The organism is Herbiconiux solani NBRC 106740 (assembly GCF_001571005.1).
Taxonomy (GTDB): domain Bacteria; phylum Actinomycetota; class Actinomycetes; order Actinomycetales; family Microbacteriaceae; genus Herbiconiux; species Herbiconiux solani.
Map to the genome: position 1 here is coordinate 60617 of NZ_BCST01000008.1, position 25725 is coordinate 86341.

Annotated in this window: 25 protein-coding genes; 11 read left to right on the forward strand and 14 right to left on the reverse strand. The window is 69.5% G+C overall.

Features of this window, described 5'->3' with window-relative positions; genetic code table 11:
• Positions 1 to 51 precede the first annotated feature (51 nt).
• Complete coding sequence (locus tag HSO01S_RS15220) at positions 52 to 471, forward strand: MerR family transcriptional regulator (RefSeq protein WP_245636026.1); 420 nt, start codon at positions 52 to 54, stop codon at positions 469 to 471.
• Positions 472 to 502: 31 nt separating this feature from the next.
• Here HSO01S_RS15220 and HSO01S_RS15225 read toward each other — a convergent pair whose 3' ends face one another.
• Positions 503 to 1018, reverse strand: a complete 516-nt coding sequence (locus HSO01S_RS15225; protein WP_066043062.1) for a YhjD/YihY/BrkB family envelope integrity protein — start codon at positions 1016 to 1018, stop codon at positions 503 to 505.
• A 374-nt stretch (positions 1019 to 1392) separates the two neighbouring features.
• Here HSO01S_RS15225 and HSO01S_RS15230 point away from each other — a divergent pair, with 374 nt between their 5' ends.
• The 3 genes from HSO01S_RS15230 to HSO01S_RS15240 all read left to right on the forward strand — a co-directional run bounded on the left by HSO01S_RS15230 (position 1393) and on the right by HSO01S_RS15240 (position 5203).
• Complete coding sequence (locus HSO01S_RS15230; protein WP_084361731.1) at positions 1393 to 2250, forward strand: ABC transporter ATP-binding protein; 858 nt, start codon at positions 1393 to 1395, stop codon at positions 2248 to 2250.
• Entirely contained in the window at positions 2247 to 3647 is a 1401-nt protein-coding gene (locus HSO01S_RS15235; RefSeq protein ID WP_066043063.1) for an ABC transporter permease, read from the forward strand. Before HSO01S_RS15230 ends, HSO01S_RS15235 begins: the two co-directional genes overlap by 4 nt.
• Positions 3648 to 3778: 131 nt before the next feature.
• Positions 3779 to 5203: an HNH endonuclease signature motif containing protein gene (locus HSO01S_RS15240; RefSeq protein WP_066043065.1), complete on the forward strand. Its 1425-nt coding sequence runs from the start codon at positions 3779 to 3781 to the stop codon at positions 5201 to 5203.
• A gap of 101 nt (positions 5204 to 5304) precedes the next feature.
• Here the strand turns inward: HSO01S_RS15240 and HSO01S_RS15245 are convergent, their stop codons facing one another.
• The 3 genes from HSO01S_RS15245 to HSO01S_RS15255 all read right to left on the reverse strand — a co-directional run bounded on the left by HSO01S_RS15245 (position 5305) and on the right by HSO01S_RS15255 (position 8551).
• Positions 5305 to 6330, reverse strand: coding sequence for a methionine synthase (locus tag HSO01S_RS15245; RefSeq protein WP_066043067.1), 1026 nt, complete (start codon positions 6328 to 6330; stop codon positions 5305 to 5307).
• Positions 6327 to 7355 (reverse strand): putative oxygenase MesX, encoded by a 1029-nt coding sequence (locus HSO01S_RS15250; protein ID WP_066043069.1) that lies wholly within the window; start codon positions 7353 to 7355, stop codon positions 6327 to 6329. The genes HSO01S_RS15245 and HSO01S_RS15250 overlap by 4 nt, the downstream gene beginning before the upstream one ends.
• A gap of 299 nt (positions 7356 to 7654) precedes the next feature.
• Positions 7655 to 8551, reverse strand: coding sequence for a DUF808 domain-containing protein (locus HSO01S_RS15255; protein ID WP_066043071.1), 897 nt, complete (start codon positions 8549 to 8551; stop codon positions 7655 to 7657).
• A gap of 101 nt (positions 8552 to 8652) precedes the next feature.
• On the opposite strand from HSO01S_RS15255, the gene HSO01S_RS15260 reads away from it, so the two are divergent.
• Positions 8653 to 9453, forward strand: coding sequence for a DUF429 domain-containing protein (locus HSO01S_RS15260; protein ID WP_066043073.1), 801 nt, complete (start codon positions 8653 to 8655; stop codon positions 9451 to 9453).
• A gap of 83 nt (positions 9454 to 9536) precedes the next feature.
• Complete coding sequence (locus HSO01S_RS15265; protein WP_066043074.1) at positions 9537 to 11186, forward strand: MFS transporter; 1650 nt, start codon at positions 9537 to 9539, stop codon at positions 11184 to 11186.
• Between the two features lie 23 nt (positions 11187 to 11209).
• On the opposite strand, the gene HSO01S_RS19540 is transcribed toward HSO01S_RS15265, so the two are convergent.
• Positions 11210 to 11794 (reverse strand): TetR/AcrR family transcriptional regulator, encoded by a 585-nt coding sequence (locus HSO01S_RS19540; RefSeq protein WP_066043076.1) that lies wholly within the window; start codon positions 11792 to 11794, stop codon positions 11210 to 11212.
• Positions 11795 to 11877: 83 nt separating this feature from the next.
• Between HSO01S_RS19540 and HSO01S_RS15275 the strand changes: the two genes are divergently transcribed.
• On the forward strand, positions 11878 to 12759 hold the full coding sequence (locus tag HSO01S_RS15275; RefSeq protein ID WP_066043078.1) for an SDR family oxidoreductase: 882 nt from the start codon (positions 11878 to 11880) through the stop codon (positions 12757 to 12759).
• 201 nt (positions 12760 to 12960) lie between these two features.
• Here the strand turns inward: HSO01S_RS15275 and HSO01S_RS15280 are convergent, their stop codons facing one another.
• From HSO01S_RS15280 to HSO01S_RS15300, 5 genes are all read right to left on the reverse strand, one after another.
• Positions 12961 to 13767 carry an IclR family transcriptional regulator gene (locus HSO01S_RS15280; RefSeq protein ID WP_169799993.1) on the reverse strand — a complete coding sequence of 269 codons (807 nt, stop codon included), beginning with the start codon at positions 13765 to 13767 and terminating at the stop codon, positions 12961 to 12963.
• A gap of 78 nt (positions 13768 to 13845) precedes the next feature.
• Positions 13846 to 14781 carry an ABC transporter permease gene (locus tag HSO01S_RS15285; protein WP_066043082.1) on the reverse strand — a complete coding sequence of 312 codons (936 nt, stop codon included), beginning with the start codon at positions 14779 to 14781 and terminating at the stop codon, positions 13846 to 13848.
• On the reverse strand, positions 14778 to 15890 hold the full coding sequence (locus HSO01S_RS15290) for a putative B6 ABC transporter permease subunit 2 (RefSeq protein ID WP_066043083.1): 1113 nt from the start codon (positions 15888 to 15890) through the stop codon (positions 14778 to 14780). The genes HSO01S_RS15285 and HSO01S_RS15290 overlap by 4 nt, the downstream gene beginning before the upstream one ends.
• Positions 15890 to 17485 carry a putative B6 ABC transporter ATP-binding protein gene (locus HSO01S_RS15295; protein ID WP_066043085.1) on the reverse strand — a complete coding sequence of 532 codons (1596 nt, stop codon included), beginning with the start codon at positions 17483 to 17485 and terminating at the stop codon, positions 15890 to 15892. The genes HSO01S_RS15290 and HSO01S_RS15295 overlap by 1 nt, the downstream gene beginning before the upstream one ends.
• A gap of 88 nt (positions 17486 to 17573) precedes the next feature.
• Positions 17574 to 18674 carry a putative B6 ABC transporter substrate-binding protein gene (locus HSO01S_RS15300; RefSeq protein WP_084361732.1) on the reverse strand — a complete coding sequence of 367 codons (1101 nt, stop codon included), beginning with the start codon at positions 18672 to 18674 and terminating at the stop codon, positions 17574 to 17576.
• Positions 18675 to 18856: 182 nt separating this feature from the next.
• Between HSO01S_RS15300 and HSO01S_RS15305 the strand changes: the two genes are divergently transcribed.
• From HSO01S_RS15305 to HSO01S_RS15320, 4 genes are all read left to right on the forward strand, one after another.
• The gene (locus HSO01S_RS15305) at positions 18857 to 19339 is read left to right on the forward strand and encodes a hypothetical protein (protein WP_066043088.1); all 483 of its coding nucleotides are present in this window, start codon (positions 18857 to 18859) and stop codon (positions 19337 to 19339) included.
• Positions 19340 to 19432: 93 nt separating this feature from the next.
• Complete coding sequence (gene pldA / locus HSO01S_RS15310) at positions 19433 to 20191, forward strand: 4-pyridoxolactonase (protein WP_066043091.1); 759 nt, start codon at positions 19433 to 19435, stop codon at positions 20189 to 20191.
• Between the two features lies 1 nt (position 20192).
• Positions 20193 to 20927 carry a pyridoxal 4-dehydrogenase, SDR-type gene (gene pldH / locus HSO01S_RS15315; RefSeq protein WP_066043093.1) on the forward strand — a complete coding sequence of 245 codons (735 nt, stop codon included), beginning with the start codon at positions 20193 to 20195 and terminating at the stop codon, positions 20925 to 20927.
• Between the two features lie 10 nt (positions 20928 to 20937).
• The gene (locus tag HSO01S_RS15320; RefSeq protein ID WP_066043095.1) at positions 20938 to 22500 is read left to right on the forward strand and encodes a GMC family oxidoreductase; all 1563 of its coding nucleotides are present in this window, start codon (positions 20938 to 20940) and stop codon (positions 22498 to 22500) included.
• A 69-nt stretch (positions 22501 to 22569) separates the two neighbouring features.
• On the opposite strand, the gene HSO01S_RS15325 is transcribed toward HSO01S_RS15320, so the two are convergent.
• The 4 genes from HSO01S_RS15325 to HSO01S_RS15340 all read right to left on the reverse strand — a co-directional run bounded on the left by HSO01S_RS15325 (position 22570) and on the right by HSO01S_RS15340 (position 25718).
• Positions 22570 to 23028 (reverse strand): YbhB/YbcL family Raf kinase inhibitor-like protein, encoded by a 459-nt coding sequence (locus HSO01S_RS15325; protein WP_066043097.1) that lies wholly within the window; start codon positions 23026 to 23028, stop codon positions 22570 to 22572.
• Between the two features lie 52 nt (positions 23029 to 23080).
• Entirely contained in the window at positions 23081 to 23920 is an 840-nt protein-coding gene (locus HSO01S_RS15330; RefSeq protein ID WP_066043099.1) for an alpha/beta fold hydrolase, read from the reverse strand.
• Entirely contained in the window at positions 23920 to 24855 is a 936-nt protein-coding gene (locus HSO01S_RS15335; RefSeq protein ID WP_066043101.1) for a 3-hydroxyacyl-CoA dehydrogenase NAD-binding domain-containing protein, read from the reverse strand. Before HSO01S_RS15335 ends, HSO01S_RS15330 begins: the two co-directional genes overlap by 1 nt.
• Positions 24856 to 24938: 83 nt before the next feature.
• Positions 24939 to 25718, reverse strand: coding sequence for a class II aldolase/adducin family protein (locus HSO01S_RS15340; protein WP_066043103.1), 780 nt, complete (start codon positions 25716 to 25718; stop codon positions 24939 to 24941).
• Positions 25719 to 25725 lie beyond the last annotated feature (7 nt).

A 25725-nucleotide genomic window follows, 5' to 3' on the forward strand; every position in this document is an offset into this window, starting at 1 on the left:
TGGCTGCGGGCTGCTCGGCTCGGCCGGCTCGACAGAAAGAACGGACGCACTATGAGCGACATGCGGATCGGCGAGCTCGCCGAACGGGCCGGAGTCAGCACGCGCGCCCTGCGCTACTACGAGGAGCAGGGCATCCTGCACTCGGAGCGCACGCCGAGCGGACAGCGCCTCTACGACGAGCCGGCCGTCGACCGGGTTCGGCTCATCCAGCACCTGTTCTCGGCGGGGCTGGCGAGTCGCACGATCGCGCTCCTGCTCCCCTGCGTCGACACCGGGCACGCGCCGCCCGAGATGCTCGGCAGCCTCTACGCCGAGCGCGACCGCATCACGACCGTGATCGCCGACCTCGAACAGGCCCGCCGCCGCCTCGACGACGTCATCGAGCTGACGGAGCACCCCGACCCCGAGGCCTGCGAGCGTGTGCGGGACGGCGCGGGCCGCACTTCGGCGATCCTGGAGTCGGTCGCCTAATGGAGGCCTGCGCCTGCCGCTGCTCTGTTGATCAGAACGGCGTGCGCCGTTCGAGCAGCTCGTTGTCCGGAAGCGGCGGACGGCCGGGCCTGTTCTTCCACGCACTGGCCCCGGAGGCCGCACCGGCGGCGAGCGCGCCCGCCACGCCCGCGAGGGTGAAGGGCGCGATGATCCCGGTGAATGCCTGGAAGACGAGCACGATCGTTGTGCCGAGTGCGGCGCAGAGAGCTCCGATGAGCAGGGACCACCTGGCCGGGGACTTCGGCATAGGGGCCGTGCGCGCGATCGCGAAGACGATGAGACCGACCAACGCCGTCCCGAAGGCAGCAAGGATCGCAATGACGAGACCGATCAGGATCAGGAACCCCCAGAAACCATAGCTGCCGGTGTTCGTCACAGTCAGCGCCACCAGGGAGCCGATGAAGACGACACCTCCCGCCACCAGAGCACCCGTACCGACGAAGTAGCCGGGGATCTTCGGCTTCGAATCGCTGCGCCGCGAGCGCGAGGTGTGGCCGGGCGTGCTCTCGGTCGGTCCTGCATCCATGCGCGTCCCCCACAGTCAGCTGCTGAACGCTCAGGCTAGCCCCAAGCCCGCCTAGACCTGAAGTGAGCCGCCACGGCATAACGGGATCCCAACCCCATCCCGATGCCGAAGGCGAGAGCCGATGCCGAAGGCGAGAGGCGGGCGCGGGGTGGGTTTTTCCGGCGAGTGATTGGCTGGGTCTGGCAGCGGTCGCGAAGCGAACGCCGGAGATCACTCGCCGGGAAAACCCACCCCGCGTCCGGCGCCCCGCGAGCAACCCCGTGACGGCAGCCCAACCACGTCATACCCCAGGACCATAAGACAGCCGGAACCCAAGAACAGATGGTCCCGGAGGCCGATTCGGCACCCAACCACGGATCCCTACCGTGGACCCCATGAGCACTTCCGCACCCAACACCGTTCAGACCCGCGCCGTGGTCGCCCGCAACCTCACCAAAATGTTCGGCTCCCCCGAGTCGCCCGTGCACGCCCTGAGAGGCGTCGACCTCGACGTCGCCGCAGGGTCGGTCACCGCCATCATGGGCCCGAGCGGATCCGGCAAGTCGACCCTGCTGCAGGTGCTCGCCGGGCTCGACACCCCGACGTCGGGGCAGGTCTGGCTTGCCGAGCAGGAGATCACCGGCATGCGCGACGAACCGCTCACGCTGCTGCGACGGCAGCGGATGGGGTTCGTCTTCCAGGCCTTCAACCTACTGCCGGCGCTGTCGGCCGAGGAGAACATCCGTTTGCCGTTCCTGCTCGCCGGGTCGCGGCCGAGCGCCGACGACGAAGCGTGGATCCGCGCCGTCGTCACGCGCCTCGGCCTCACCGAGCGCCTCAGCCACCGCCCGCACCAGCTCTCGGGCGGTCAGCAGCAGCGCGTCGCCATCGCCCGCGCCCTCGTCACCCGGCCCGACGTGATCTTCGCCGACGAGCCCTCGGGCGCGCTCGACAGTGCCTCGGGCGACGAGGTGCTGGGGCTGCTGCGCTCGGCGTCGACCGAGTACGGGCAGACCGTCGTGCTGATCACGCACGACCCGCGGGCCGCGAGCGTGGCCGACCGCGTCATCCTGATGAGCGACGGCGCCGTGATCGACGATTTCGCCGGCGGCACCGCCGAGCAGATCAGCGCTCGCGTGAGCGGGCGGATGAACGGGCACGGCGCCGCGCACATCGCCGGCATCGCGGGGGTGCAGCCGAGCGGCAACACGACCGCACTCCCCACCTCGACCACCCCGGCGGTGGCCGAATGAGGCTCTGGGCACTGCGCGAGCTGCGCGAGACCGCCGGGCGGTACGCCGCCGGCGTCGCGGTCGTGGCGGTGGTCGCCGCGTTCGCGGTGCTGCTGCTCGAGACGATCGAGGTCTTTATACGGATGCTGTCGACGACCGGGATGCAGGATGCGGCTCCGGTGCGCGCGGCCCTGACCTCTGTCGGGCTCGCCTTCCTCGGGATCGCGGTGCTGACCGCCGCGATCGTCATCTCCGGCACCTTCGCCACCGTCTACGCCGGGCGCCGGCGCGACATCGCGCTGCTGCGGCTGGTGGGGGCTACCTCCACCCAGATCAAGCGGGCCTCGCGGATCGACGGACTCGCCGTGGGCGCCGCGGGAGCGATCGCGGGAATCGCCGCGGGCATCCTCGTCTCGGTGGCGGCCATCGGCATCCTGAACGCCTCGTTCGGCGCGGGGCTCGAGTTCGCGTGGACACCGCAGCTCGTGATCGTGCCCGCCGTCGTCTGCCTCGCGGTCTCGACCCTGGCCGCCTCGAGCGGAGCCAAGATCGTGGCCCGCGTCTCCCCCGCCGAGGGCGCCCGCAGCGACGCCGGCAGCACCCAGCTGCCCGCCCCGGCCCAGCGTCGACGCGGGATCGCGGGGATCGTGCTCGCCGTCGTGGGCAGCGGCTTTCTCGCGCTCGGCGTGATCGCCGGGCTGGTGTCGCCGTTCGGGCTGCTGATCGCGTTCCCGGGCGGGGTGCTCTCGATCGTGGGCATCATCCTCGGGGCGCCTGCGTTCACCGCGCCGATCGTGGGCGGCGTGACCCGTCTGCTCGGCCGTCGCGGCTCCGATCTGCTGGCCGGCGCGAACCTGCGGGCGAACCCCGTGCGTACGGCGCGCACCGTGGTGTCGGTGCTGATCGGGGTGACGCTCGTGACGATGTTCACGGTCGCCGGCGAGATGTACCTCGCCCAGACCCGCGCCTACTTCGGCGACGCGATCGAGCTCGAGCAGGTGTCGCAGTTCATCACCGTGATGCTCATCGTGGTCTACGTGCTCACCGCGTTCTCGGTGCTCGTCGCCGCCATCGGGCTCGGCAGCAATCTCTCGCTCTCGGTGCTGCAACGGCAGCGCGAGATCGCGGTGCTGCGCTCGGTGGGGCTGACCGCGCGTCAGGCCCGGCGGATGGTGCTCGTCGAGAGCGTCGTCGTCGCCGGCATCGGTGCGGTGCTCGGCCTGCTGCTCGGCGTGCTCTACGGCTTCGTCGGAGCGAACTCGACCTTCGGCGTGCAGGGATTCAGCGGGCCGGTGCTGTCACCGTGGTTCGTGGTGGCGGTGCTCGGCGGAGCGGTCGGTTTCTCGGTGCTCGCGTCGATCCTGCCGGGCCGCCGCGCGAGCCGGGTGCACCCGGCGGAGGCTCTGCGGGACAGCTGAGGGGCTTGCGCCTGGCAGGCGAGGGGCACCTCGAACATCACGGTCGATCGGGCGTGATCACCCGCCGAAAATCCTCGTCGGCCAGCTCGAATAAACGAGCTTTGATCAGGCATAACTGATAGAATCTCAGCATGCAGACATCCACTCGACTCCGCGAGATCGCCCACGATCTCCGCGGGGTCGTGTGCGGGGTCGGGTCCGAGTTGGCGAGGCTGACCGACGACGAGCTGCTCGATCTCATGGCCGCCCTCGAGACCGTCGGGCGCGTCGTCGAAGCGGGCCAGGTGCGGGTCGCCGGCGAGGTCGAGATCCGGTCGCGCAGCGAGCTCGGCGACGAGGGGCTGAGCCGGTCGCAGAACTTCACGAGCCCGGTCACGCTCGTCGCGAGCGTCACGGGCACGTCGGCGCGCGAGAGCAAGAAGCGGCTCGAGATCGGGCGCAGGCTCCGCGGCGCCGTGCTGCTGGGCGGGGGCGAAGGTCCGGCCCCGTTCCCTCTCGTCGCCCAGCGGCTCGACGAGGGGGTCCTCGCCGTCGCGACCGCGTCGATCATCGTGACGCAGTGCGGCGGGCTCGCCGAGCGCGGGTGCTCACCCGACGTCGTGGCCAGTGCCGAGCAGACGCTCGTCGACGAGACCGTCAGGCATCGCCTGACGACGGATCAGGCGTCGAAGCTCGCCATCCACCTCCGCGAGGTGATCGACCCCGACGGGGCCGAGCCGAGGGATGAGGTGCACCGGCAGCAGCGCTCGCTCACCATCGCGCAGGCCGGCGACGGCATGATCCGCGGGCGATTCGCTCTCACGCCCGAGCAGGGCGGGGTGTGGCTGGCGAGCATCCAGGCGATGCAGAGCCCGCGCGTGCACGGCTCGCACAGCAGCGGCAGCGGCAGCGGCCCGAGGTTCGTCACCGAGGGCGAGTTCGCCGCACAGACCGTGACCGCCGACACCCGCACACAGGCGCAGAAGAACGCCGACACCGTCACCGAACTCATCGCACGTGCCGCCGGCACCCCCGACATGCCCCGCATCAACGGCGCCTCCACCACCGTCAACGTGCACATCACCCTCGACGACCTCGAGTCGGGGCGCGGAGTCGGGTGGATCGACGGCGTCGACGAGCCCCTTCCCGCCTCCGCCGTGGCCCAGCTGCGCTGCCACTCCCCCATCGCCGCCACGCTGTTCGGTGACCGGGGCGAGGTGCTCTACCACGGCAAGGCGAAGCGGCTCTTCACGGGGGCCCAGAACCGGGCCCTCGCCGCCCGAGACGGCGGATGCGTGTGGCCCGACTGCGACAGACCCCCGTCGTTCTGCGAGACGCACCACGCCGAGGAATGGGTCTCCGACGATCATCCACCGGGTCGAACCGACATCGACAACGGTGTGCTGCTCTGCCACTTCCACCACTCGCACCTGCATAGATCGTCCTGGAGACTGACCATGCGGGCAGGAGTGCCCCACCTCATCCCGCCGCGCTGGGTCGACACCGCGCAGACGCCGATCCCGACCACCCGCCGTCGCACCATCCAGCGCCCGGCCGTCCAGCGCCCGGCCGCCTGATCACGCGCGCCCGGAGCGCTGACCCGAGCTCGGCGAACCAGCCACGGTCATCCTCGAGGAACGCGAAGCGCGAAGCGCGTGGCAACCTCTCGCCAGGCCTCCTACGACAGCTCCTCCCGCAGCAACGCCGCACCCGCCCCGAGCGCGGCGAGCTTGCCGCGCGCGACGCTCCGCGGCAGCGGCGCCATGCCGCAGTTCGTCGAGGGGTAGAGCTTGTCGGCATCCACGAAAGGCAGCGCCTTCCGCAGGGTGTCGGCGACCTCTTCCGGCGTCTCGACGGTGGTGCTGGCCACGTCGATCGCCCCGACCATCACCTTCTTGCCCCGGATGAGCTCGATCAGGTCGATGGGCACGTGCGAGTGGTGCGACTCCAGCGAGACGATGTCGATGTCCGAGGCCTGGATCTTCGGGAGGATCGCCTCGTACTGACGCCATTCCTCGCCCAGGGTCGCCTTCCAGTCGGTGTTCGCCTTGATGCCGTAGCCGTAGCAGACGTGCACCGCCGTCTCGATCGTGATGCCCTCGATCGCGCGCTCCAGAGCGGCGACCCCCCAGTCGTTGACCTCGTCGAAGAAGACGTTGAAGGAGGGCTCGTCGAACTGGATGATGTCGACCCCCGCATCCTGCAGCTCCCTGGCCTCCTGATTGAGGATGGTCGCGAACTCCCAGGCCAGCTTCTCGCGGCTCCCGTAGTGGGCGTCGTAGAGGGTGTCGACCATGGTCATCGGGCCCGGCAGCGCCCACTTGATGGGCTGGTCGGTCTGCGCGCGGAGGAACCGGGCGTCGTCGACGAAGACCGGATGTTCGCGGGTGACCGACCCGACGACGGTCGGCACCGAGGCGTCGTAGCGATTGCGGATCCTGACCGTCTCACGGTTATGGAAATCCACCCCGCTGAGGTGCTCGATGAAGGTCGTCACGAAGTGCTGGCGGGTCTGCTCGCCGTCGCTGACGATGTCGATGCCCGCCTCATGCTGGTCCGCGACCGAGAGGCGAAGAGCATCCCGCCGGCCCTCGGTCAGCTGCTCGCCATCCAGTTTCCAGGGCGACCAGAGCTTCTCGGGCTCGGCGAGCCAGGAGGGTTTGGGCAGGCTGCCGGCGGTCGAGGTGGGCAAGAACGTGGTCACGAGCGGCCTCCCTGCACGTCGACGGGCTGACGATGGACGCGGGACGACCACTCGTCGAGCGCGGCCTTGTGTGGATTGATGAAGTGCTCCTCGGCGAACTTGCCCTGCTCGGTCGCGAGCCGGCTGCGCTCCTCGCGGTCGTAGACGATCGACGTGGCGGTGAAGTCCGGGTTCGACAGGCTCGGCCGGTACGACGCCCCGGCCGGGGTCGTGGCGTTGTAGATCTCCGGCCGGTAGATCTTCTGGAAGGTCTCCATCGTGGCGACCGTGGCCGCCAGCTCGAGGTCGCTGTAGTCGGCGAGCAGGTCGCCGAGGTGGTAGAACGCCAGCGGAGCGGCGCTGTTCGGCGGCATGAAGAAGCGCACCTTCAGGCCCATCTTGGCGAAGTAGGCATCCGTCAGCGAGTACTCGCTCTGGCGGTACTCGACACCGAGAACCGGATGCGTGAGCTCGGTGCGATCGTAGGTCTTGCTGCTCGAGACGCTCAGGCAGATGACCGGGGGCTTGCTGAAGCGCTCGGCGTAGGCGTCGGAGGCCAGGAAGCTCGTGAACAGGTCGCCGTGCAGCACCCCGAAATCGTCCGGCAGGCCGGCGGTATCCGGCTTCGCGCTGTGGGCGGGGAGCACGATGCTGAAGTCGTAGTCGCGCACGTACGACGAGAAGTTGTTGCCGACGATGCCCTGGGTGCGCTCGCCGGTGCGCCGATCGAGGATGGTGGTCTGCAGCACCTCGATCAGGGGGACGGCGTCGCGGATGCCTTCGCCGTCGACGTCCACGCTCGCCGAGATGATGTCGAGTTCGACCGAGTAGCGCGGGGTCGTGTCATCCTCAGCGTCCGTCAGCTTGGCCAGACGGGCCAGCTCGTTGACGCGGTCGTCGATCATCGCGAACGTGTTGCGCAGGTTCTCCTGGCGCTTCTCGCCGCGGGCGAGGTTGGCGAAGTTCGTCGTGATGCGGGAGTTGGGAAGCGGGCGGTAGTCCTCGTCGAAACGAGTGCTGTCGATCGAGAAGTCCACGTTCGTCATCGACAGATCCCCGCCCTGGCGAGAACGGCGTCTCCGCCGACGAGATAGGGGTTCATGAGGCTGGTCATGGCAGGGTGCTCCTCGAATTGGGGAGCCACGATGGCGCGTCTCCGCGGACAGGGATGTCGCAGGCGTGTCTCGGGTCGGGACGCGAGGCCTCGTCGTGCGCACTGCTCCCCAGGCTAGGGCAGCGTCGCGCGATCGGGCGCTGGATGACCTCGCGTTACGGAGTGTGGCAGGTCGGTGCGCGGCGGTCGGTGGGACGCAGGCCGGTGGGCTGCGGGTCAGTGCGCCGCAGGTCAGTGCGCGGCAGCCCCGGCCGGCTTCCGCCGGAAGACCCGCGTCAGCCCGAGCACGACACCCACCACGATCAGCCCCAGCACCAGCCCGAACACGGCCGAGATCGCCGTGTCGACGAGCCATTCCACCACGGGGCCGCCCGCCTCGACGGCGTGCGTCGCCACGTGCAACAGGTCGTACGGGCCGGTCCAGAACGTCTCGGCGAGGTTCGCGATCACGAGGTGGCCACCGACCCAGAGCATCGCGACGGTTCCGACGACGCTGATTACCCGGAACACGGCCGGCATCGACGCCACGATCCGCGCCCCCGTGCGACGCACCCGGCGCGCCGGGTTCTTCATCAGCTGCAGCCCGATGTCGTCGATCTTCACCAGCAGCGCCACCGCTCCGTACACGAGCACGGTCATCGCGAGCGCGATCACGGCGAGCGCGCCCAGCGTCATCCAGATGCCGAAATCGGCGTCGAGACTCGCGAGGGCGATCAGCATGATCTCGGTGGACAGGATGAGGTCGGTGCGGATGGCGCCGAACACCAGCTTCCGCTCGTCACGGTCCTCCTCGGCCTCCCCGGCGCCGTGGTGGAAGCCGAACCATTCGAGCACCTTCTCAGCACCCTCGTAGCAGAGGTAGGTTCCGCCCACGATCAGCAGGAACGGCAGCACCCACGGCGCGAACGCCGTCAGCAGGAGGGCGATCGGGATGATGATCACGAACTTGTTGAACAGGCTCCCGAGGGCGATGTTGCGCACCACCGGCAGCTCGCGCGCCGGCGTGAGGCCCTGCACGTACTGCGGGGTCACGGCCGCGTCGTCGATCACGACGCCCGCGGTCTTCGCGCTGGCTTTCAAGGCGGCGGTCAGGATGTCGTCGACGACCGCGAGCAAACCGACAGACATCCGTCATCCCCATTCCTAGAGCCTCGGCCGAACCCCTCGGCGACCCTCAACGCTACCGTCTCCTCCGTCTCGGCGAGGGCGGACGCCTTAGGGTGAGGCTCATGCGCACCGCCGGAGTGGATCTCGCCGCCGAGCCGAAGGGGACGGCGCTCGCGGTGATCACGTGGGGCGACGCAGCCACTGCGACCGCCACCGCCGGCAGCCGCACCGGCACTGCCACCCTCACCGAGCTCCACCTCGGGGTCGAAGACGCGCAGATCGTCGAGACCGCCCAGACCGTCGACAAGCTCGGCATCGACTGCGCGCTCGGCTGGCCGGACGCCTTCGTCGCCTTCGTCTCCGCCCACGCGGCCGGGCGACCCGAAGGCACCACGATCGACGGCGGAATGGCCTGGCGCCGTACCCTCGCCTACCGCGAGACCGACCGGCGCGCCCGTGAGCTCACCGGCCGGTGGCCGCTCAGCGTCTCCACCGACCGGCTCGGCCTCACCGCCATGCGCTGCGCCGGCCTGCTCGCGCGCCTCGGCGAGAGCGACCTCGACGTCGACCGCTCGGGCGCCGGCCTCGTGGCAGAGGTGTACCCGGGCGCGTCCCTCCGGCTCTGGGGACTCGACACCGCGGGCTACCGCACCGACCCCGACAGCCGACGGCGGCTCCTCGCGCAGCTCGCCGCTGCGGCCCCGTGGCTCGATCTCGCGGGCCAGGACGAGCGGATGATCGCCTCCGGTGATGCCTTCGACGCCGTCGTCGCGGCACTTGCGACCCGAAGTGCCGCTCTCGGTCGCGCCACCGCTCCCGAGGAGGACGTGCTCGATCAGGCGCGCCGCGAGGGCTGGATCGCGTTGCCGACCGGCGCACTCATGGACCTTCCCGACGCGGGCGGCCGAACCACAGCATCCTGATGCACCTCAGCTCCTAAGTAGCTAAGCTGTTTAGCGAAACCCGACGCAGAAGCACGCCGGCAAGAGCAGTCAGGAGCATCCCCGTGTCAGATCGCAGGCGCTGGATCGGCCTCGTCTTCATCAGCATCGCCGTCGCCCTGATCATCGTCGACTCGACGATCGTGAACGTGGCGATCCCGTCGATCATCGACGACCTCGGCATCTCCTCGACCCAGGTGCAGTGGGTGCAGGAGTCGTACACGCTCGTCTTCGCCGCCCTGCTGCTCGTGTTCGGCACCCTCGCCGACCGGTTCGGGCGCCGCCGCATGCTCGTGCTGGGCGTGATCGTGTTCGCCGGTGCGAGCATCCTGGCCGCCCTCGCCCCGACGGGCGATCTGCTGATCGGGGCCCGGGTGATCCAGGGCGTCGGCGGCGCCATGGTGCTCCCGACCACGCTCTCGCTGATCAACGCGACCTTCCGTGGCCGCGATCGGGCGATCGCCTTCGCGGTCTGGGGCTCGACGATCGGCGGGATGACGGCGGTCGGCCCCCTGCTCGGCGGCTGGCTCACCACCTACTTCTCGTGGCGGTGGGCGTTCGGCATCAACATCCCGCTCGGCGTGATCATCGTCGTCGGGGTGCTGCTGTTCGTGCACGAGTCGCGTCAGGATGCGAAGGGCATCGCGCCGCAGCGCATCGACGTCGTCGGCGCCCTGCTCTCCGTGCTCACCAGCGCCACGCTCGTCTTCGGCCTGATCGAGGGCCGCACCTACGGCTGGTGGCTCACCGACACCCCACCCGCGATCGGCGGCTGGACCTGGCCGTTCGCCCTCTCCCCCATCCCGTTCGCCTTCGCGATCACCCTCCTCGCCGGGGTCGGCTTCGTGCTCTGGGGCCGGCGACGGATGCGGCGCGGACTGAGCACGATGCTCGCGTTCGACCTCTTCCGCATCCCGAGCTTCCGCAACGGCAACCTCGCGGCCATGATCGTGTCGCTCGGCGAGTTCGGCATCATCCTGTCGCTCCCGCTGTGGCTGCAGAACGTGCTCGGTTTCGACGCCCTGCAGACCGGATTCATCCTGGTCGCCCTCGCGGTCGGCTCGTTCGTCGCCTCGGGATTCGCGGGCGCGTTCGGCAACCGCATCGCGCCGGTCGCGATCGTGCGCGTGGGTCTCGCCGCCGAGATCGTCGGCATCGCGGGCCTCGGCTTCGTGATCGCGCCCGACACAGTCTGGGGCGTGCTCATCCCGTTCCTCTTCGTCTACGGCTTCGGCGTCGGACTCGCGACCGCGCAGCTCACCGGCGTCGTGCTCAAGGATGTCCCGCTCGAGCAGAGCGGCCAGGCCTCGGGCACCCAGAGCACCGCGCGGCAGGTGGGCTCGGCGCTCGGCATCGCGATCCTCGGCACGGTGCTCTTCACCACCGCGGGCGCACAGCTCGACTCGCGCCTCTCGGACGCCGGGGTGCCGGATGCGACGCGCGACCAGCTCGTCTCGCAGGTCGTCGACAGCTCGGGCGCCGCGATCGCGGGGCTCGAGGCCGACCCCTCGACGGTCTCGGTGGCGGATGACGCGAAGATCGCCTTCTCGGAGGGCACCCGCTACTCGGCCTTCGCCGCGGCGGGGTTCCTCGTGGTGGGGTTCGCGGCCACGCTCTCGCTCGGCGGCCAGCCACCGCGTCGGCGTGGCGGGAGCGACGATCAGGGGGACGACGAGCTCGAGAACGGCGACCGGGAAGAGGAACGCACAGCCTAGTCAGCCCCGGCGCGCGTCCCGCCCTACCGCAGCTCCGCCGCCGCGGCCCGCAACTCGTCGAAGGCCGCCCGGGTGTAGGTGACCAGCTCGGCCGGCGCATCCGCATCCCGATCCGGATCGGACCATCGCGCGAACCCCGTCTTGAAGGCCAGAACACCGAGCTCGGCCGCCACGTGCGCCGCCGCCTCGCCCACCCCGCGCTCCTGCAGGGCCTCGACCATGGCGGCCGCCATGCCGATGCTCTTCATCGCGTTGCGGGTGCGCAGCTCCTCGTTCGCCTCGACGGCGGCGTGGATGCGCGGGCCGAGCTCCCGGTTGAACTCCGTCATCTCGCCCGACGCGCTGTCGAGACCGGCGGCCACCGCCTCTAGCGGGGTCGCCGAGGGCGGTGCCGAGGTGATGCCCTCGGCGAGCAATCGACTGAGCAGCTCCTGGCCGGCGGCGAGGATCTCGCGCTTGTCACTGAAGTGACGGAAGAAGGTGCTCCGCGTGAGCCCTGCCCGCTCGGCGATCTGCGCGACCGTCGTCTGGTCGAAGCCCTGCTCGGTGAACAGGTCGAGCGCGGCGACGACGAGTCGCTCGCGTCCGTCGGGCTTCCATCGGGGCATGACCCCAGTCTACGTGATGCGACAGGTGTCCCATCAGGGTGTACGGTGATGGGACATCAGTCGCATCACCCTCGGAGGTCATCATGCACGTCTTCATCACCGGAGCCACCGGGCTCATCGGCTCGGCGGTCACCGCCGAACTCCTCTCGGCGGGCCACACCGTCACGGCCCTCACCCGCTCAGACGCCTCCCGAGCCAAGGCCGTCGCGGCCGGCGCCGACACCGTCGACGGCGGGATCACGGATCTCGACACGCTGCGCGAAGTCGCCACGCGGGCCGACGGCGTCATCCACCTCGCCTTCGGCAACGACTTCAGCTCGCCCGAGGCGCTCATGCAGAACATCGCCGACGAGACAGCTGCACTCGATACCCTCGGCGACGCGCTGATCGGCACTGGCAAGCCGCTCGTCACCGTGAGCGGCACGCCCTGGGTCGAGGGCCGGCTGTCGACCGAGGAGGATCCGCTGCCCCTCGACGGCCCGGTCGGCGGGCGCGGGCAGACGGTCAACCGCGTCCTCGCGCTCAGCGAGCAGGGTGTGCGCTCGAACGCGATCCGTCTGCCGCGCACGGTGCACAACGAGGGCGACGGCGGCTTCGCCGGCCTGCTCACCCAGCGCGCCCGGCAGACCGGGGTCGCCGGCTACCCGGGCGACGGCACCCAGCGCTGGCCCGCGGTGCACGCGCTCGACGCGGCGGTGCTGTTCCGGCTGGCCCTCGAGCGCGGAGCGGCCGGCAGCGCCTGGCACGCCGTCGCCGACGAGGCCGACACGGTGGCCGACATCGCGGCCGTGATCGGGCGTCGGCTCGGGCTGCCGGTCGAGTCGCTCCCGACCGAGGACTTCGGCCCCATCGGCCCGGTCTTCGCCATGGACCAGCCCTCGTCGAGCGCCCGCACCCGAGCCGAGCTCGGCTGGGAGCCGACGCACCCCTCCCTCCTCGCCGACCTCGAGACCCTCCAGCCCTGAGGGCCATCCCCCACCCCAACCTCGCCGAGAAGTCACCTTTACGTCCAAAAGGCGGGATTTGGACGTAAAAGTGACTTCTCGGCGGAGGGGTGGGGGTGGGGCGCCCGGGATTTGGACGTAAAGGTGACTTCTCGGCGGAGGGGTGGGGTGCCCGGGCGGGCGGGGCGCGAGGGGCGGCGCGCAGGCGGGCGGAAGCCCGGGCTACGCGCCCGTTCGACGCTCGATCTCGCTGCGGAAGGCCTTCGCACCCGCCCGCACCGTGTCGGCGATGTGCTGCTTGTGCGCATCCGTCAGCCGATAGTCCGGCGCCACCACGGTGAGCGCGCCCACCGAGATGCCGCTCGTGTGCACGCTGGCGGCACTCGCCCACACACCGCGGTCGACCTCACCCGCGCTCTCGGCGTACCCGGTGTCGCGCAGCTTCTCGAGGTCGTGCTCGAGCTTCTTACGAGCCGGCTTCGCCAGCGCCGAGCCGAGCCGGTTGAAGTACTGGGTCAGCTTCGCCGGGGGCAGCTCGCTCAGCAGCAGCTTCGCCGCGGCACCGCCGTACAGCGGCATCAGCGCGCCGGGCTGGAACGAGATCGAGATCGGATGATCCGACTCCGCGATCGCGAGACACACCGCCGAGTCGTTGACCCGCCGGAGGTAGAGCGCGGTCTCCCCCGTCTCCTCGGCCATGTGGTTGAGGATGGGCTGCACCTGCGCCCGGAAGTCGATCATCGACTCCGCCGCCCGTGACAGCCGCAGGATCTGCGGCGAGAGCACGAACCGGCCCTTCTCGCGCTCCTCGATCAGGTCGAGCTCGCGCAGCAGCGAGATGTAGCGGTAGGCGCTCGGCACCGAGATGTCGTGCTTCTCGAGCACGTTGTCGACCGTCAGCTCCGGCGTGTTCTCGCTGAACTCCAGCAGGATCTGCAGGGCGCGACGCGCGCTGTCGACCCCCTTCGTGCGCTGGGGCTCGGCGACCACGACCTGGTCGTCGGGCGTCTCATCTGCGGAAAGACTCACGTCCGGCTCGGCATTCTCATCGGAGGCATTCATAGGAGGTCCCCCCGATTGTAAGCGTGGCGTGCACGACAGGCGTCGTCATCGGGCTCCGCGCGTGTAGGCCGAGCCGAGGGCCGGCGGAACCACGGAACTCCGTGCGAACAGGATGAGCATCACGATCACGATGAGGAACGGCAGCATCTTGATCAGGTCGGCCGGGATCGTGAAGCCGATCACCTGCAGCGCCGGGCCGATCGCCACCGCGAGCCCGTAGATCAGCGAGGTGATCATCACGATGATGATCCGGCCGCGCGAGAGCATCGTGATCACGATGGCGATGAAGCCGAGTCCGTTCGTGAGCAGCGGGCTGAATGTCGCCGTGGTGATGAGCGACAGGTACGCCCCGCCGAGGCCGGCGAGCCCGCCGCCCAGCAGCACCGCGATCGACCGTGTCCTCATCACGCTGCCGCCCGCCGCATCCAGCGACGACGGCTTCTGGCCGGCCGACCGGGTCGAGAGCCCCCAGTTCGTGCGCGCCAGGGCGAAGGCGAGCACGAGCGCGATCAGCAGGGCCACCCAGAAGATGCCCGACTGCTGGAAGATCGCCGGCCCGACGACGGGGATGTCACCGAGCCCCGGGATGGCGAGCTTCGGCGCCTGGCCCAGGCTCGCGGGCGACTTCGTGTAGTTCTGCAGGTAGAGCACACTCGTGATGCCCTCGCCGATCAGGGTGATCGCGAGGCCGATGACGATCTGGTTGAGGCCGAGCCAGACGTTGAGCACCAGCATGGCGAGGTTCGCGACCACGCCGCCGACCACGCCCGCGAGCATCCCTATCCAGAAGTTCCCGGTGCTCAGGGTGACCACGAAGCCCGCGTACGCGCCGACGAGCATCACACCCTCGATGCCGAGGTTGAGCACGCCCGCCTGCTCGCCGATGGTCTCTCCGACCGAGGCGAGCATGAGGGGCATCGCCTGGGCGATGACGGTGGTGATGAACACCGTGATGAAGGCTGCAGAGAGCATGTCGCTCATGCCGAGGTCCTCTCTGATTCCTTGCGGAAGGGCTGGAGCACGGTGCGCCGGAGGCCGGCCGGCAGATAGCTCTGTCCGAGCTGGCGCCGGTTGCCCAGGTATTCCGTGATGGTCATGAACAGCAGGATGAGGCCGACGATCACGAGCAGGAAGTCGACGTTCAGCCCGGCCTGCTGCGAGGCGAGGGTGCCACCGGTCGCGAGCACCGCGTAGAAGGCCACGAACGGGATCGCCGCCACGGGACGGAAGCGCGCGAGGAAGACCAGGGGCATCACGGCGTCGCCGTAGCGCGGATCCCAGTCGGCCCGCTGGTAGGCGAACTGGCCGAGGATGTCGACCGAGCCGGCGAGCGCGATCAGTCCGCTCGAGAGGGCGAACAGCAGGATCACCATCCAGGTCGAGTTGAGCCCCACGTGCCGGGCCGCCTTCGGGCTGGCGCCGAAGATGTCGACGCGCAGGCCGAACGAGGTGCGGCTGAGCACGTACTGCGCCACGATCGCGAGCGCGATGGCAACGACGAACCCGATGTGGATCTCGGTCCCTGGGATGAACGGAAGCAGGTAGTCGTCGCCGATCACCGGGGTCTGCGGCGTCGAGACCGCGGGGTCTTTGAAGATGCCCTTGATCAGGAGGTTCACCACGCCGACCGCGATGAACGACATGACGAGCGAGGTGATGATCTCGTTCGTGCCGTAGCGCGCCTTGAGGATGGCCGGGATGAGCGACCACACCGCCCCGACGAGCACGGCGACCACGAAGATCACGATGGTCGCGAGGAAGGCCGGCAGCACGTCGAACAGGATCGGCCCGAGCCCGGAGGCGGTGACCGCCCCGAGCAGGTACTGCCCGTTGTAGCCGAGGTTCCAGAGCTGCCCGCGGAAGGCGACGATCAGGCCGATCGCCACGATCAGGAGCGGCGCCATGAGCGACAGGCTCCGCTGCCAGTTCGTGCCGGTGATGCCGTACTTCCACACCCCCGCGAAGAACTCGAGCGGGCTGCTGCCGATGGCGAGCATGATCAGGCCCGAGACGATGAGCGCCAGGAGCACCGGCACCACCGATCGGACGAATCCCTGCGCGAACCGCTGGGCTGTACTGGTCTCGTTCATCAGTCGGTGCCTTCGATCGCGCCGGTCATGTAATGGCCCACTTTCTCCGCGGTGCCCACTCCGTCGTTCACGACTCCGCCGACGAGGCTGCCGCGCGAGATGACCTCGATGCGGTGCGAGAGCTCGATCAGCTCGTCGAGGTCGGTGGAGAGCAGGAGCACGGAACCGCCGCGGGCGGCGAAGTCGATCAGGATCTCGCGCACGAGGTGCACGGTCTTGAGGTCGAGTCCGTAGGTCGGCTTGTTGACGACGACGAGCTTGGCGCCGTTCGTGAGCTCACGGGCGAGCAGGATCTTCTGGATGTTGCCGCCCGAGAGCGTGCCCGCCCGCGTCTCGGGCGAGGGGGTGCGGATGCCGTACTCCTGGATGAGACGGTCGGCCTCGGTGTCGACGGCCTTCGGCTGGATGCGCCCCGACTTCCAGAACGGGCGCTGCCCGATCCGCTTGATCACGAGGTTGAGCGCGACCGACATCGAGCCGACCGTGCCCTCGTGCAAGCGGTCGTCGGTGACGTACCGCACGCCGAGCTGCTGACGGCTGCGGACTCCGGACTTCGTGATGTCCTCGCCGTCGAAGAACACGGTTCCGGATGCCACCGGCCGCTGGCCGGCGACGACCTCGGAGAGCGCGCCCTGGCCGTGACCGTCGATGCCGGCGATGCCGAGGATCTCGCCCTCGTGGACCGTGAGGGTGACGCCGTCGGCCTCGATGTCGCGGCCGAGGCCGCGGCTCGAGACGTCGCGGAGCTCCAGCCGCACCGGGCGGTCGTCGAAGTCGATGGCCCGCACCTCGCGGGTCGCCTCGGCGGCCCCGGCCAGGTCGGAGGCCTCGTCGCCCACGGCGGCCAGGTCGTCGCCGAACATGGCCGCGAGGATCGCGTCCTGCGCCTCGGCCTCGGAGTACGCGGCGAGCTGCTCGACCCCGATGTGGCCGACGTTGCGGCCGCCGCGGAGGATGGTGACGCAGTCGCCCATCGCGTACGCCTCGCGGAGCTTGTGGGTGATGAGCACCACGGCCAGGCCCTGGGCCTTGACCCGGGCGATGCTCTCGCCGAGATGCTCGATGGCCTGCGGGGTGAGCATGGAGGTCGGCTCGTCGAGCACGAGCAGCCGGCTGCCCTTCCACATCGCCTTCGCGATCTCGACCTGCTGCTGCTGGCCGAGGCCGAGGTCCGAGGCGAGCGCGTGCGGATCGATCTCCACCCCGAGCAGGTCGGCGAGCTCGCCGAGCCGCTGCTCAGCACGCTTGGTGTTCTGCAGCATCGAGGATTCGCCGAGCATCAGGTTCTCGAGCACCGTGAACGCGGGGACGAGCGTGGAGTGCTGGTGCACGACGCCGATACCGTAGTCGACGGCGACCTTGGGCGAGGTGATGTCGACGACCTTGCCGTCGAAGGCCACGGTGCCGGAGTCGGGCTGCTGCATCCCGGCGAGGATGCTGATGAGGGTCGACTTGCCCGCCCCGTTCTCGCCGAGCAGGCAGTGCACCTGCCCGCTGACGATGTCGAGCGACACGTGGTCGTTGGCGATGACGCCGGGGAACGCCTTCGTGATGTCTCTCAGCGAGATGACCTCACTCGTGGCCGTTGTCGTCACAGATTGCTCCTTGGAGGGCGAGAGGGAGAGGGGGCCGAGGCCGGGACGACGGTGTCGCCGCCGGCCCCGGCCCCTCAGGGGCGTTGGGTCAGGCGCCCTTGGCGGCGATCACCGCGGCGACCTCGGCCGCCGAGGTCGCGATCGTCGGAACGATCGAACCGTCGATGATGCCCTTCGAGGCCGTGTCGACCGCCGTCTTGATGGCGTCGGTCATGCTGTCGGTCTCCTGCAGGTACATTCCGCCGTTCTCGACGTCGACCGGGTAGGTCTTCGTTCCGAAGGTGCCGGCGTCGACGTCCTTGATCGCCTGCACGTAGGCCGGCTCGTAGTTCCAGCGCACCGAGGTGAGCAGCTTGCTCGGGTCGCTGAGACCCGGGGTCACGTCGCCGATGTCGGCGATGTACTTGACGCCGGAGGCGCCGTCGATGGCCTGCAGGTACCCGCGCGTCGCGCCGTCACCCATGCCGAAGACGACGTCGGCGCCCGAGGCGATGATCTGCTCCGTGGCGGTCTTGCCACCCGCGGCGTCGGCGTAGGCCGCCGGGCCGACCGAAGTGTAGAGCACCTGGATGGTGGGGTCGACGCTGTAGACGCCCTCGGCGAAGCCGGACGACATGGCGAACCAGTTCGCGTTGTCGGCCGAGACGACGATGCCGACCTTCTTCGAGGTCGTCGACATCGCGGCGGCGATGCCGGCGAGGTAGCCGCCCTCCTGGCCCTCGGGCTTGGCGGCGGCGATCTGGCCGGGCACGTTCTCGTCTTCACCGGCATCCTGGATCAGGATCGGCACCTTCTTGGCGGCGGCGGCGCTGGCGGCCCCCACGTTGTAGCCGGAGGCGTGCGCCACGATGAACTGCGCTCCCCCGTCGGCCACCTGGGTCAGCACGGTCTCGATGTTGTCGTAGCCGGCGTCGGGGACGACGGTGACCTCGATGCCGAGCTCCTTGGCGGCTTCGTTGGCGCCTTCGATGCCTGCCTGGTTGTAGCCGTAGTCCGACTCGTTCTCGGGAGCGACGAGCGCGAACTGGGTGACCGTGGTGCCGGACGAGGAGGTGGCGTCGCCGCCACCGGAGTCGTCTCCGCGGCCGGAGGAACAGGCCGCGAGGGACAGTGCGAGTGCTCCTGAGACAGTGATGACTGCCACACGGGTTGCAGTACGGCGGCGGGCGCCGTGGGTGAGTCTGGTCATTGCCGAGATCTTCCTCTTAGGGTGATGGGCCCCCGGGCTGGTGTGCTGCAGTGGTGCGTTCTATTACATTGTGCAGGGGTAGCGATACGATATGAGAAGAATCGACGTATGCCAAGCCTGAAATTCAGTTGTTACACGTCCGAAACACGCTCCATCGACGATGATCGGAGGAGGTTCTCTTTATGAATCGATCGACCCGGACGGCGCTCGTCGTCGCGCTCGCACTCACCCTCACGTCCTGCTCGGCGCAGGCATCCGCCCCGGCGCCCGGCCCGGTAGCCGACCCGTCGTCGCCACCGGCATCGGCATCGGCCCCGGCATCCACGCCCGCATCCCCGCCCGCACTGTCGGAACAAGATGCCGCGGCGCTCGCCACGCTGGCCCAGGTGGCCGGCCCCACCTCGAACGTCGACCCCGCCGCCATCACCAGCACCGAGTGCTGGCTGCCGTCGGAGCACCTCGTCGACGACCCGTCGGTCAGCGCCACCACCTGGCGGGTGCTCTGCCGCGCGCACTACACCGACGCCAGCGGGGAGCGCTATCAGGACGCGACCTGCGTCGGCGACTTCGCCGCCGAGCCGATGCTCGACCACTGCTACCGCTGGGCGTACTACACCGGCATGCCGATGTTCGAGGATTTCCCGGCGGTTGTTTCGGGATCGTAAACAAGCTCGGCATCGCTTGACACTGCCGAAGCCATTCTCATAACGTGATCAGCAATTAACGCTGGATGATAAATAACGGAAGTGAGCCAGGCCATGACGGATCCGAAGGTGCATCTGCTGGATGGCGGGACGCTGGTGATCGACGAGTCGGATGTGCACTGGCACATCAACGCGGGCAACCCGGTCCGGTTCCCGGTCTACAGCGTACTGATCGAGCATCCTGACGCCCTGATCCTCTACGACACGGGCTTCGACCTCGACCACGTGAACGCGGTGCTGCCGTTCGAGCTGCCCCTGCAGACCCCGGAGCAGACCATCCCGGCGCAGCTGGCCGCCTGCGGGTTCACGCCGGACGACGTCGACATCGTCGTGAACTCGCACTTCCACTTCGACCACGTCGGCGGCAACAAGTACCTGAAGAAGGCCGTCACCCTCGTGCACAAGGAGGAGCTGCGGCACGCGAAGGTGCCGGAGCCGTTCGAGCGACTCGGCTACTCCGACCTCTCGTTCGACCACGCCGACGTGACCTACAAGCCGATCTCGGGCGACTACGAGATCGTGCCCGGCGTGTGGCTGTTCGAGACCCCCGGCCACACCATCGGTCACTACTCCCTGCTGGTCGAGCTCGAGAACGAGCCCAGCATGCTGTTCTGCGGCGACGCCGCGTACACCCGCACCACCCTCGAGAAGGAGTGGATCGCCGGGTTCCACCTCGACCCCACCAAGTCGGTCGAGGCGATCCGTCGCCTCAACTACCTGGCCCGCACCAAGAACGCCGACATCTACCCCTCGCACGAACTCGCGTCGTTCGAGAACTGGAAGCTCGCACCCGAGTTCTACGGAGGAAACTGACATGCCCGAAACCACCAAGCGCGTCGCCCTGATCACCGGAGCGGCCCAGGGCATCGGCGCCGCGATCGCCGACGAGCTCGCCGCCGAGGGGATGACCGTGGTCGTCGCCGACGTGAACCAGGCCGGGGCCGAGGCCGTCGCGGCCCGCAACGACGGCGTGGCGAAGGTGCTCGACGTGAGCGACCCCGAGCGCGTGGCCGCCGTGATCGACGAGATCGTCGCCGAGTTCGGCCGCATCGACGTGCTGGTGAACAACGCCGCCCTCGTGCCGCTGACCCCATGGGCCGACATCACGTTCGAGGAGTGGCGGAAGGTGATGTCGGTGAACCTCGACGGCATCTACCTGGTCACCCACGCCGTGACCCCGGTCATGGGCGAGGCCGGCTACGGCCGCATCGTCAACATCGCCTCGAACACCTTCGTGGCCGGCACGCCCGACTGCGCCCACTACGTCGCCACCAAGGGCGCCTCGATCGGTCTGGTCCGCGGTCTCGCGGGCGAGCTCGGCAAGCTCGGCATCACCATCAACGCGGTCGCCCCCGGCATCATCGCGAGCGAGGGCGTGCTCGGCGGCCCGCACGAGGCGGGCTTCGAATTCGTCGTGCCGATGCAGGCCTTCGACCGCCGCGGGCTGCCGCAGGACGTGGCTCCGGCCGTGGCCTTCCTGGCCTCGGAGAAGGCGGGCTGGATCACCGGGCAGACGCTGGTCGTCGACGCCGGCCACACCCGCAACTGACGCGCGCGCCATGGGATCCGACCTTCTGATCATCGGCGCCGGTTCTGCCGGAAGCGTCGTCGCCAACCGGCTGAGTGCGGATCCCTCCCGCACCGTGACCGTGCTCGAGGCGGGCACGCGCGTGACCGACCCCGAGATGCGGCGGCCCGAGCTGTGGCCGTTCATCCACGGCCGCTCCTACGACTGGGCCTACCGCACGACTCCGCAGGCCGGGCTCGCCGGGCGCTCGCTCGAGTGGGCGCGCGGCAAGGGACCGGGCGGCTCGAGCCTGGTGCACGCGATGGCGCACATGCGCGGCACCCGCGCCGACTTCGCCCGCTGGGTCGAGGCGACCGGCGACGAGCGGTGGGGGTGGGATGCTCTGCTGCCCGCGTTCATCCGGTCCGAGTCGTTCTCGGGAGGGGCTGACGCCGTGCACGGCGACTCCGGTCCGCTTCCGGTGCTCCTCCCCGGGCCGGAGCTCTCGAGCCCGCTCGTACTCGACTACCTCGACGCGTGGCAGGCGCTCGGCGTGCCCCGCATCCGCGATCACAGCCAGGGCGAGATGCTCGGGGCCACCCCGAACTCGCTGACCATCCGCGACGGCAAGCGGGTCACGGTCTCCGACGTCTATCTCGACCCGGTGCTCGACCGGCCGAACCTCTCCGTGCTGACCGGCGTCACCGTGCACCGGCTGGTGATCACGGATGGCCGCGTCACCGGCGTCGCCGTGACCCGCGACGGGCAGGACGAGGTGATCGAGGCCGACGAGATCATCCTCTGCGGCGGCTCGATCGGCGACCCGCTGCTGCTCATGCGCTCGGGCGTCGGCGACCCCGCGGTGCTCGCCGCGGCCGGCGTCGAGACGGTGCTCGAGTCGCGCGGGGTCGGTCAGAACCTGCACGACCACCTGCTCGGCGCCGGCAACGTCTACACGTCCCGGCAACCGGTGCCGCCGACCCGGCTGCAGCTCTCCGAGTCGATGACCTATCTCTCCCGGCACGGCCTGGGAACGACGGATGGCCCGGCCGACATCGTGGTGGGCTGCGTCGTGGGCCCGAGCGCGTCGGAGGCCCTGGCCGCGGAGGCGGCATCCGCTGTCCCCGGCGAGGCCTACACACTGCTGTTCGGAGTAACCAACCCGACGAGCCGTGGATCGCTGCGCATCTCGGGGCCGGACATCGGCGACGAGCCGGTGATCGACCCGAACTACCTCGACACCGAGCACGACCGGGCGATGTTCCGGCTCGCGCTCGAGCACGCTCGGCTCGTGGGCGGGTCGGCCGGGCTCGACCGGTGGCGCGGGGCTGAGGTGCTGCCGGGTGACGCCGTGCCGACCGGCGGGACGGATGCCGAGACTGATTCAGCGGCCGACGCGTTCATCGCGCGGGCCGCGATCACGCACCACCACCCCGTCGGAACGCTGCGGATGGGCCGCTCGGACGACGCTCCGGTCTCGGCCGACCTGCGCTTCCGCGGCCTCGACGGGCTCCGGGTGGTCGACGCCTCGGTGATCCCGGCGATCACGGCCGGCCCGGTGCACGCTGCGGTCCTGGCCATCGCCGAGTCGTTCGCGAGCACGTACTCCTCTTAATAGCCCCTCAACCGCCTCGAGCTCGCACCCCCAGAAGGAGTGCGAGCTCGAGACAGTTAGGAGGAGCGATCAGTCGTTGCTGAACAGTCCCACGGTGCGCGCCTGCTCGATGATGGAGTCGGCGTAGCGGGCGAGGAACTCCTCGCGGGTCGGCTCCCCCTCCACCGGGGTCTTCAGGGCGTAGAGGAAGAAGTAGTAGTGGTGGATGCCGTGGCCGGCCGGGGGCTGCGGGCCGTAGTACGATTCGGCTCCGCCGCCGTTCGGGCCCATCCGCACGCCGGGCGCCGACAGGTCGAGGGTGGTCGCGTCGGCGGGGATGCCGTAGACGACCCAGTGCGTGAAGCCCTGCGCGAGCGGGGCGTCCGGGTCGTTGAGGATGAGCGCGTACTCGACGGTTCCCTCCGGCGGGCCGGAGATCTCGATGGCGGGGGTCTCGTTGCCGCCGTCGGCGCTGAACCGGTCGGGGATGCGCTCGAGGTTCGCGAAGTCGGGGCTCGAGACGGTGAGATTGTCGATGAACAGGGCCATGGATGGTTCCTTTCGATGGGGGTTCAGGTGCTGCGGCGGTGCGGGCCGGACGTCAGCTGCGGAGTGCGCGGCCGATCTCCTCGGCCACCCGCTCCGGGAATTCTTCGGGGATGTAGTGGTCGGCCTCCTCGACGTCGACCCAACGGTCGTCCGGTCGGTCGAGCATCGCACTCCGCCACGAGGATTCGCTGACGATCGAGCTCAGCCTCCCCCGCAGGTGCGTCATCCGCATCGGCACGGCGAGGAATTCGTCGCGGTACGGCGTGCGGAATCCCTCGATCAGCTGCGACATCGCGATCGGCGAGGCCCGAGGCACCCAGCGCCCGTCGTCCTGCTGCCGGTAGCCCCAGCGCGCTCGGCGCTCGACGGCACCGGGCAGGATGCGCGTGTACCGGTCGCGCAGGTACGCCTCGATCTCGGCCTGGTCGGCGAACTCGCGGAAGCCCGCGGCGACCCGCACGTCGAGCTCGTCGAGCACGGCCGCTTCGACGAACGGGGTGTAGTCGACCACCACCGCTCCGCTCACGCGGTCGGGGTGACGGGATGCCGCGAGCCAGGCGTTGCGCCCGCCGAGCGAGTGCCCCGCCACCAGCGCCTGACCGAGGCCCAGGGCGTCGAGCACGGTGACGACGTCCGTGACGAAGTCGTCACCGGTGTACCCGGTCTCGGGCTTGTCGCTCCGGCCGTGACCGCGCTGGTCGAGCGCGATCACCGTCGCCTCCCCCTCGAGAAGGTCGCCGACCGGCTCCCACACGGCGTGGTTCGCCGACGTGCCGTGCAAGAGCACGACCGCGGGGCCGGAGCCCCGCATCCGGAACGCCACGTCGACCGCGGCGCCCCGGGTGCGGGTCAGGCCCTCGCCGATGCTCTCGAGGGAGACGGCGCCGGACATCAGACGTTCGGGATGGTGGAGAGCGTCTTCCGCGCCGCGATGAGACCGGTGATGATCTCCTTGCGCTTCGCGTCGACGTCGCCCTCGCCGTACTCGTACATGCCGCCGTTCGACTTGAAGCCGAGCTGGCCGGCGGCGATCTTGTCCTTGATGAACTGCGGGGTGTCGGTGCTGACGTCGAGATCCTTGTTCAGGTAGCTCGAGACGGCCTGGTAGATGTCGAGTCCGGCCATGTCGAGAAGGCGCGTGGGGCCGACGACGGAGAGCTTGTAGCCGATGCCCCACTTGACGCAGGCGTCGAGGCCTTCGGGGGTGACGATGCCCTCTTCGAGCAGCGCCATGCACTCGCGGAGGATCGCGTAGAGCACGCGGTTCTCGACGAAGCCGGGGATCTCCTTCTCGAGCACGGGCACGTAGTTGAACGCCTTGACGATCTCGGTGAGCTTGCCCACCAGGGCCTCGTCGGTGGCCTTGCCCGGGATGATCTCGATCATCGGGATCAGGTGCGGCGGGTTCGACCAGTGCATGCCGATCAGGCGGCCGGGCAGCGTCATGGTCTCGGCCATGGTGCTGATCGGGATGCCGGAGGTGTTGGTGGCGATGATGACGTCGTCCCCGATGCGCGCCTCGAGGTCGGCGAAGACCTTCTGCTTGAGCTCGAGCTTCTCGGGCACGGCCTCGATGATCAGCTCCGTGTCGGCGACGGCCGCATCCAGGTCGGTGCCGAAGGTCACCGAGCCGCCGGGGGCCGAGGGCGACTCGACGGCCTCGAGCACGCCCTGCACCACGCCGTAGGCGGCTTCGGCGCGGGCGATCGCGTCTTCGGAGATGTCGTAGAGGCGCACGGTGGCGCCGGCGCGGGCGAGCACCGCGGCGATGCCGGGGCCCATGGTGCCCGAGCCGATGACGGTGGCGATGGTGGGGAGACTGCTCATCAGGGGTGCTCTCTTTCGCGGGTGGAAACGGGTGATGGTGGGGTCGTGGATGGGGCGGGGCCGGGCGAGCCGGCCCGTCGGACTCAGATGCCCGGCGGCAGCGCGATCGGCGAGATGCCCATGCCGAACGCCGACTCGACGCGGTCCAGGCGCCGGTTGAAATAGGTCCAGAAGTTGTGCTGGGCCTTGGGCGGGTAGATGCGGTCGAACTTCTCCTTGGTCTCCAGCGCATCGGGTTCGATGGGCGGGAATCCGGAGGCCTTCAGGTCGACCTGGAAGCGGGCGGCCTTCTCGAGGAAGATGCCGGTCAGGGTGACCTCCGCCACCGTGCTGCCGACGAACGCGACTCCGTGGTTGGCCAGCAGAAGCGCCTGGGCGTTTCCGAGCGCCTTGGCCGCGGCGACGCCGAGCGGCACCGTGGTGATGATGTGGCTCGTCTCGGCGAAGCGCGGAACACCCTCGTAGGCGAACCAGACACCGTGGTTGTTGTACGGCTTGAGGCTCTCCTCCGAGGCGCCGAGCACCGTGGAGTAGTGCGCATGCGAGTGGCCGACGAAGTTCACGTCGGGGCGCGCCTTCATGATCTCCGCGTGCAGCGGCCACTCGAGGTGGCGGAGGCCGGTGCCCTCGAGCACGGTGCCGTCGAAGTCGATCAGGATGAAGTCGTCGCCCTCGACCTCGCTGAGTGCGAGGTTGCCGCGCTTCAGCCACAGGCCGCGGCCGAACGGGTCGCGGAACGAGAGGTGGCCCATCGACATGTCGCCGTGGCCCTCCAGCTCGAGGATGCGGTGCGCCCGCGCCACGTCGGTGAGGATGCTCGCGATGGAGGCGTCTTCGAGGTACTGGGAGTGGGTGTAGGTCACGGATGCT

Excerpts from the sequence above, each read along its gene's own strand:
- HSO01S_RS19540 (WP_066043076.1), bottom strand. The coding sequence starts at position 11,794 with ATGCCCCGATGGAAGCCCGACGGACGCGAGCGACTCGTCGTCGCCGCG.
- HSO01S_RS15230 (WP_084361731.1), top strand. The coding sequence starts at position 1,393 with ATGAGCACTTCCGCACCCAACACCGTTCAGACCCGCGCCGTGGTCGCC.
- HSO01S_RS15330 (WP_066043099.1), bottom strand. The coding sequence starts at position 23,920 with ATGTCCGGCGCCGTCTCCCTCGAGAGCATCGGCGAGGGCCTGACCCGC.
- pldH (WP_066043093.1), top strand. The coding sequence starts at position 20,193 with ATGCCCGAAACCACCAAGCGCGTCGCCCTGATCACCGGAGCGGCCCAG.
- HSO01S_RS15240 (WP_066043065.1), top strand. The coding sequence starts at position 3,779 with ATGCAGACATCCACTCGACTCCGCGAGATCGCCCACGATCTCCGCGGG.
- HSO01S_RS15220 (WP_245636026.1), top strand. The coding sequence starts at position 52 with ATGAGCGACATGCGGATCGGCGAGCTCGCCGAACGGGCCGGAGTCAGC.
- HSO01S_RS15290 (WP_066043083.1), bottom strand. The coding sequence starts at position 15,890 with ATGAACGAGACCAGTACAGCCCAGCGGTTCGCGCAGGGATTCGTCCGA.
- HSO01S_RS15275 (WP_066043078.1), top strand. The coding sequence starts at position 11,878 with ATGCACGTCTTCATCACCGGAGCCACCGGGCTCATCGGCTCGGCGGTC.
- HSO01S_RS15225 (WP_066043062.1), bottom strand. The coding sequence starts at position 1,018 with ATGGATGCAGGACCGACCGAGAGCACGCCCGGCCACACCTCGCGCTCG.
- pldA (WP_066043091.1), top strand. The coding sequence starts at position 19,433 with ATGACGGATCCGAAGGTGCATCTGCTGGATGGCGGGACGCTGGTGATC.
- HSO01S_RS15250 (WP_066043069.1), bottom strand. The coding sequence starts at position 7,355 with ATGACGAACGTGGACTTCTCGATCGACAGCACTCGTTTCGACGAGGAC.
- HSO01S_RS15305 (WP_066043088.1), top strand. The coding sequence starts at position 18,857 with ATGAATCGATCGACCCGGACGGCGCTCGTCGTCGCGCTCGCACTCACC.
- HSO01S_RS15255 (WP_066043071.1), bottom strand. The coding sequence starts at position 8,551 with ATGTCTGTCGGTTTGCTCGCGGTCGTCGACGACATCCTGACCGCCGCC.
- HSO01S_RS15300 (WP_084361732.1), bottom strand. The coding sequence starts at position 18,674 with ATGACCAGACTCACCCACGGCGCCCGCCGCCGTACTGCAACCCGTGTG.
- HSO01S_RS15335 (WP_066043101.1), bottom strand. The coding sequence starts at position 24,855 with ATGAGCAGTCTCCCCACCATCGCCACCGTCATCGGCTCGGGCACCATG.
- HSO01S_RS15260 (WP_066043073.1), top strand. The coding sequence starts at position 8,653 with ATGCGCACCGCCGGAGTGGATCTCGCCGCCGAGCCGAAGGGGACGGCG.
- HSO01S_RS15285 (WP_066043082.1), bottom strand. The coding sequence starts at position 14,781 with ATGAGCGACATGCTCTCTGCAGCCTTCATCACGGTGTTCATCACCACC.
- HSO01S_RS15320 (WP_066043095.1), top strand. The coding sequence starts at position 20,938 with ATGGGATCCGACCTTCTGATCATCGGCGCCGGTTCTGCCGGAAGCGTC.
- HSO01S_RS15235 (WP_066043063.1), top strand. The coding sequence starts at position 2,247 with ATGAGGCTCTGGGCACTGCGCGAGCTGCGCGAGACCGCCGGGCGGTAC.
- HSO01S_RS15325 (WP_066043097.1), bottom strand. The coding sequence starts at position 23,028 with ATGGCCCTGTTCATCGACAATCTCACCGTCTCGAGCCCCGACTTCGCG.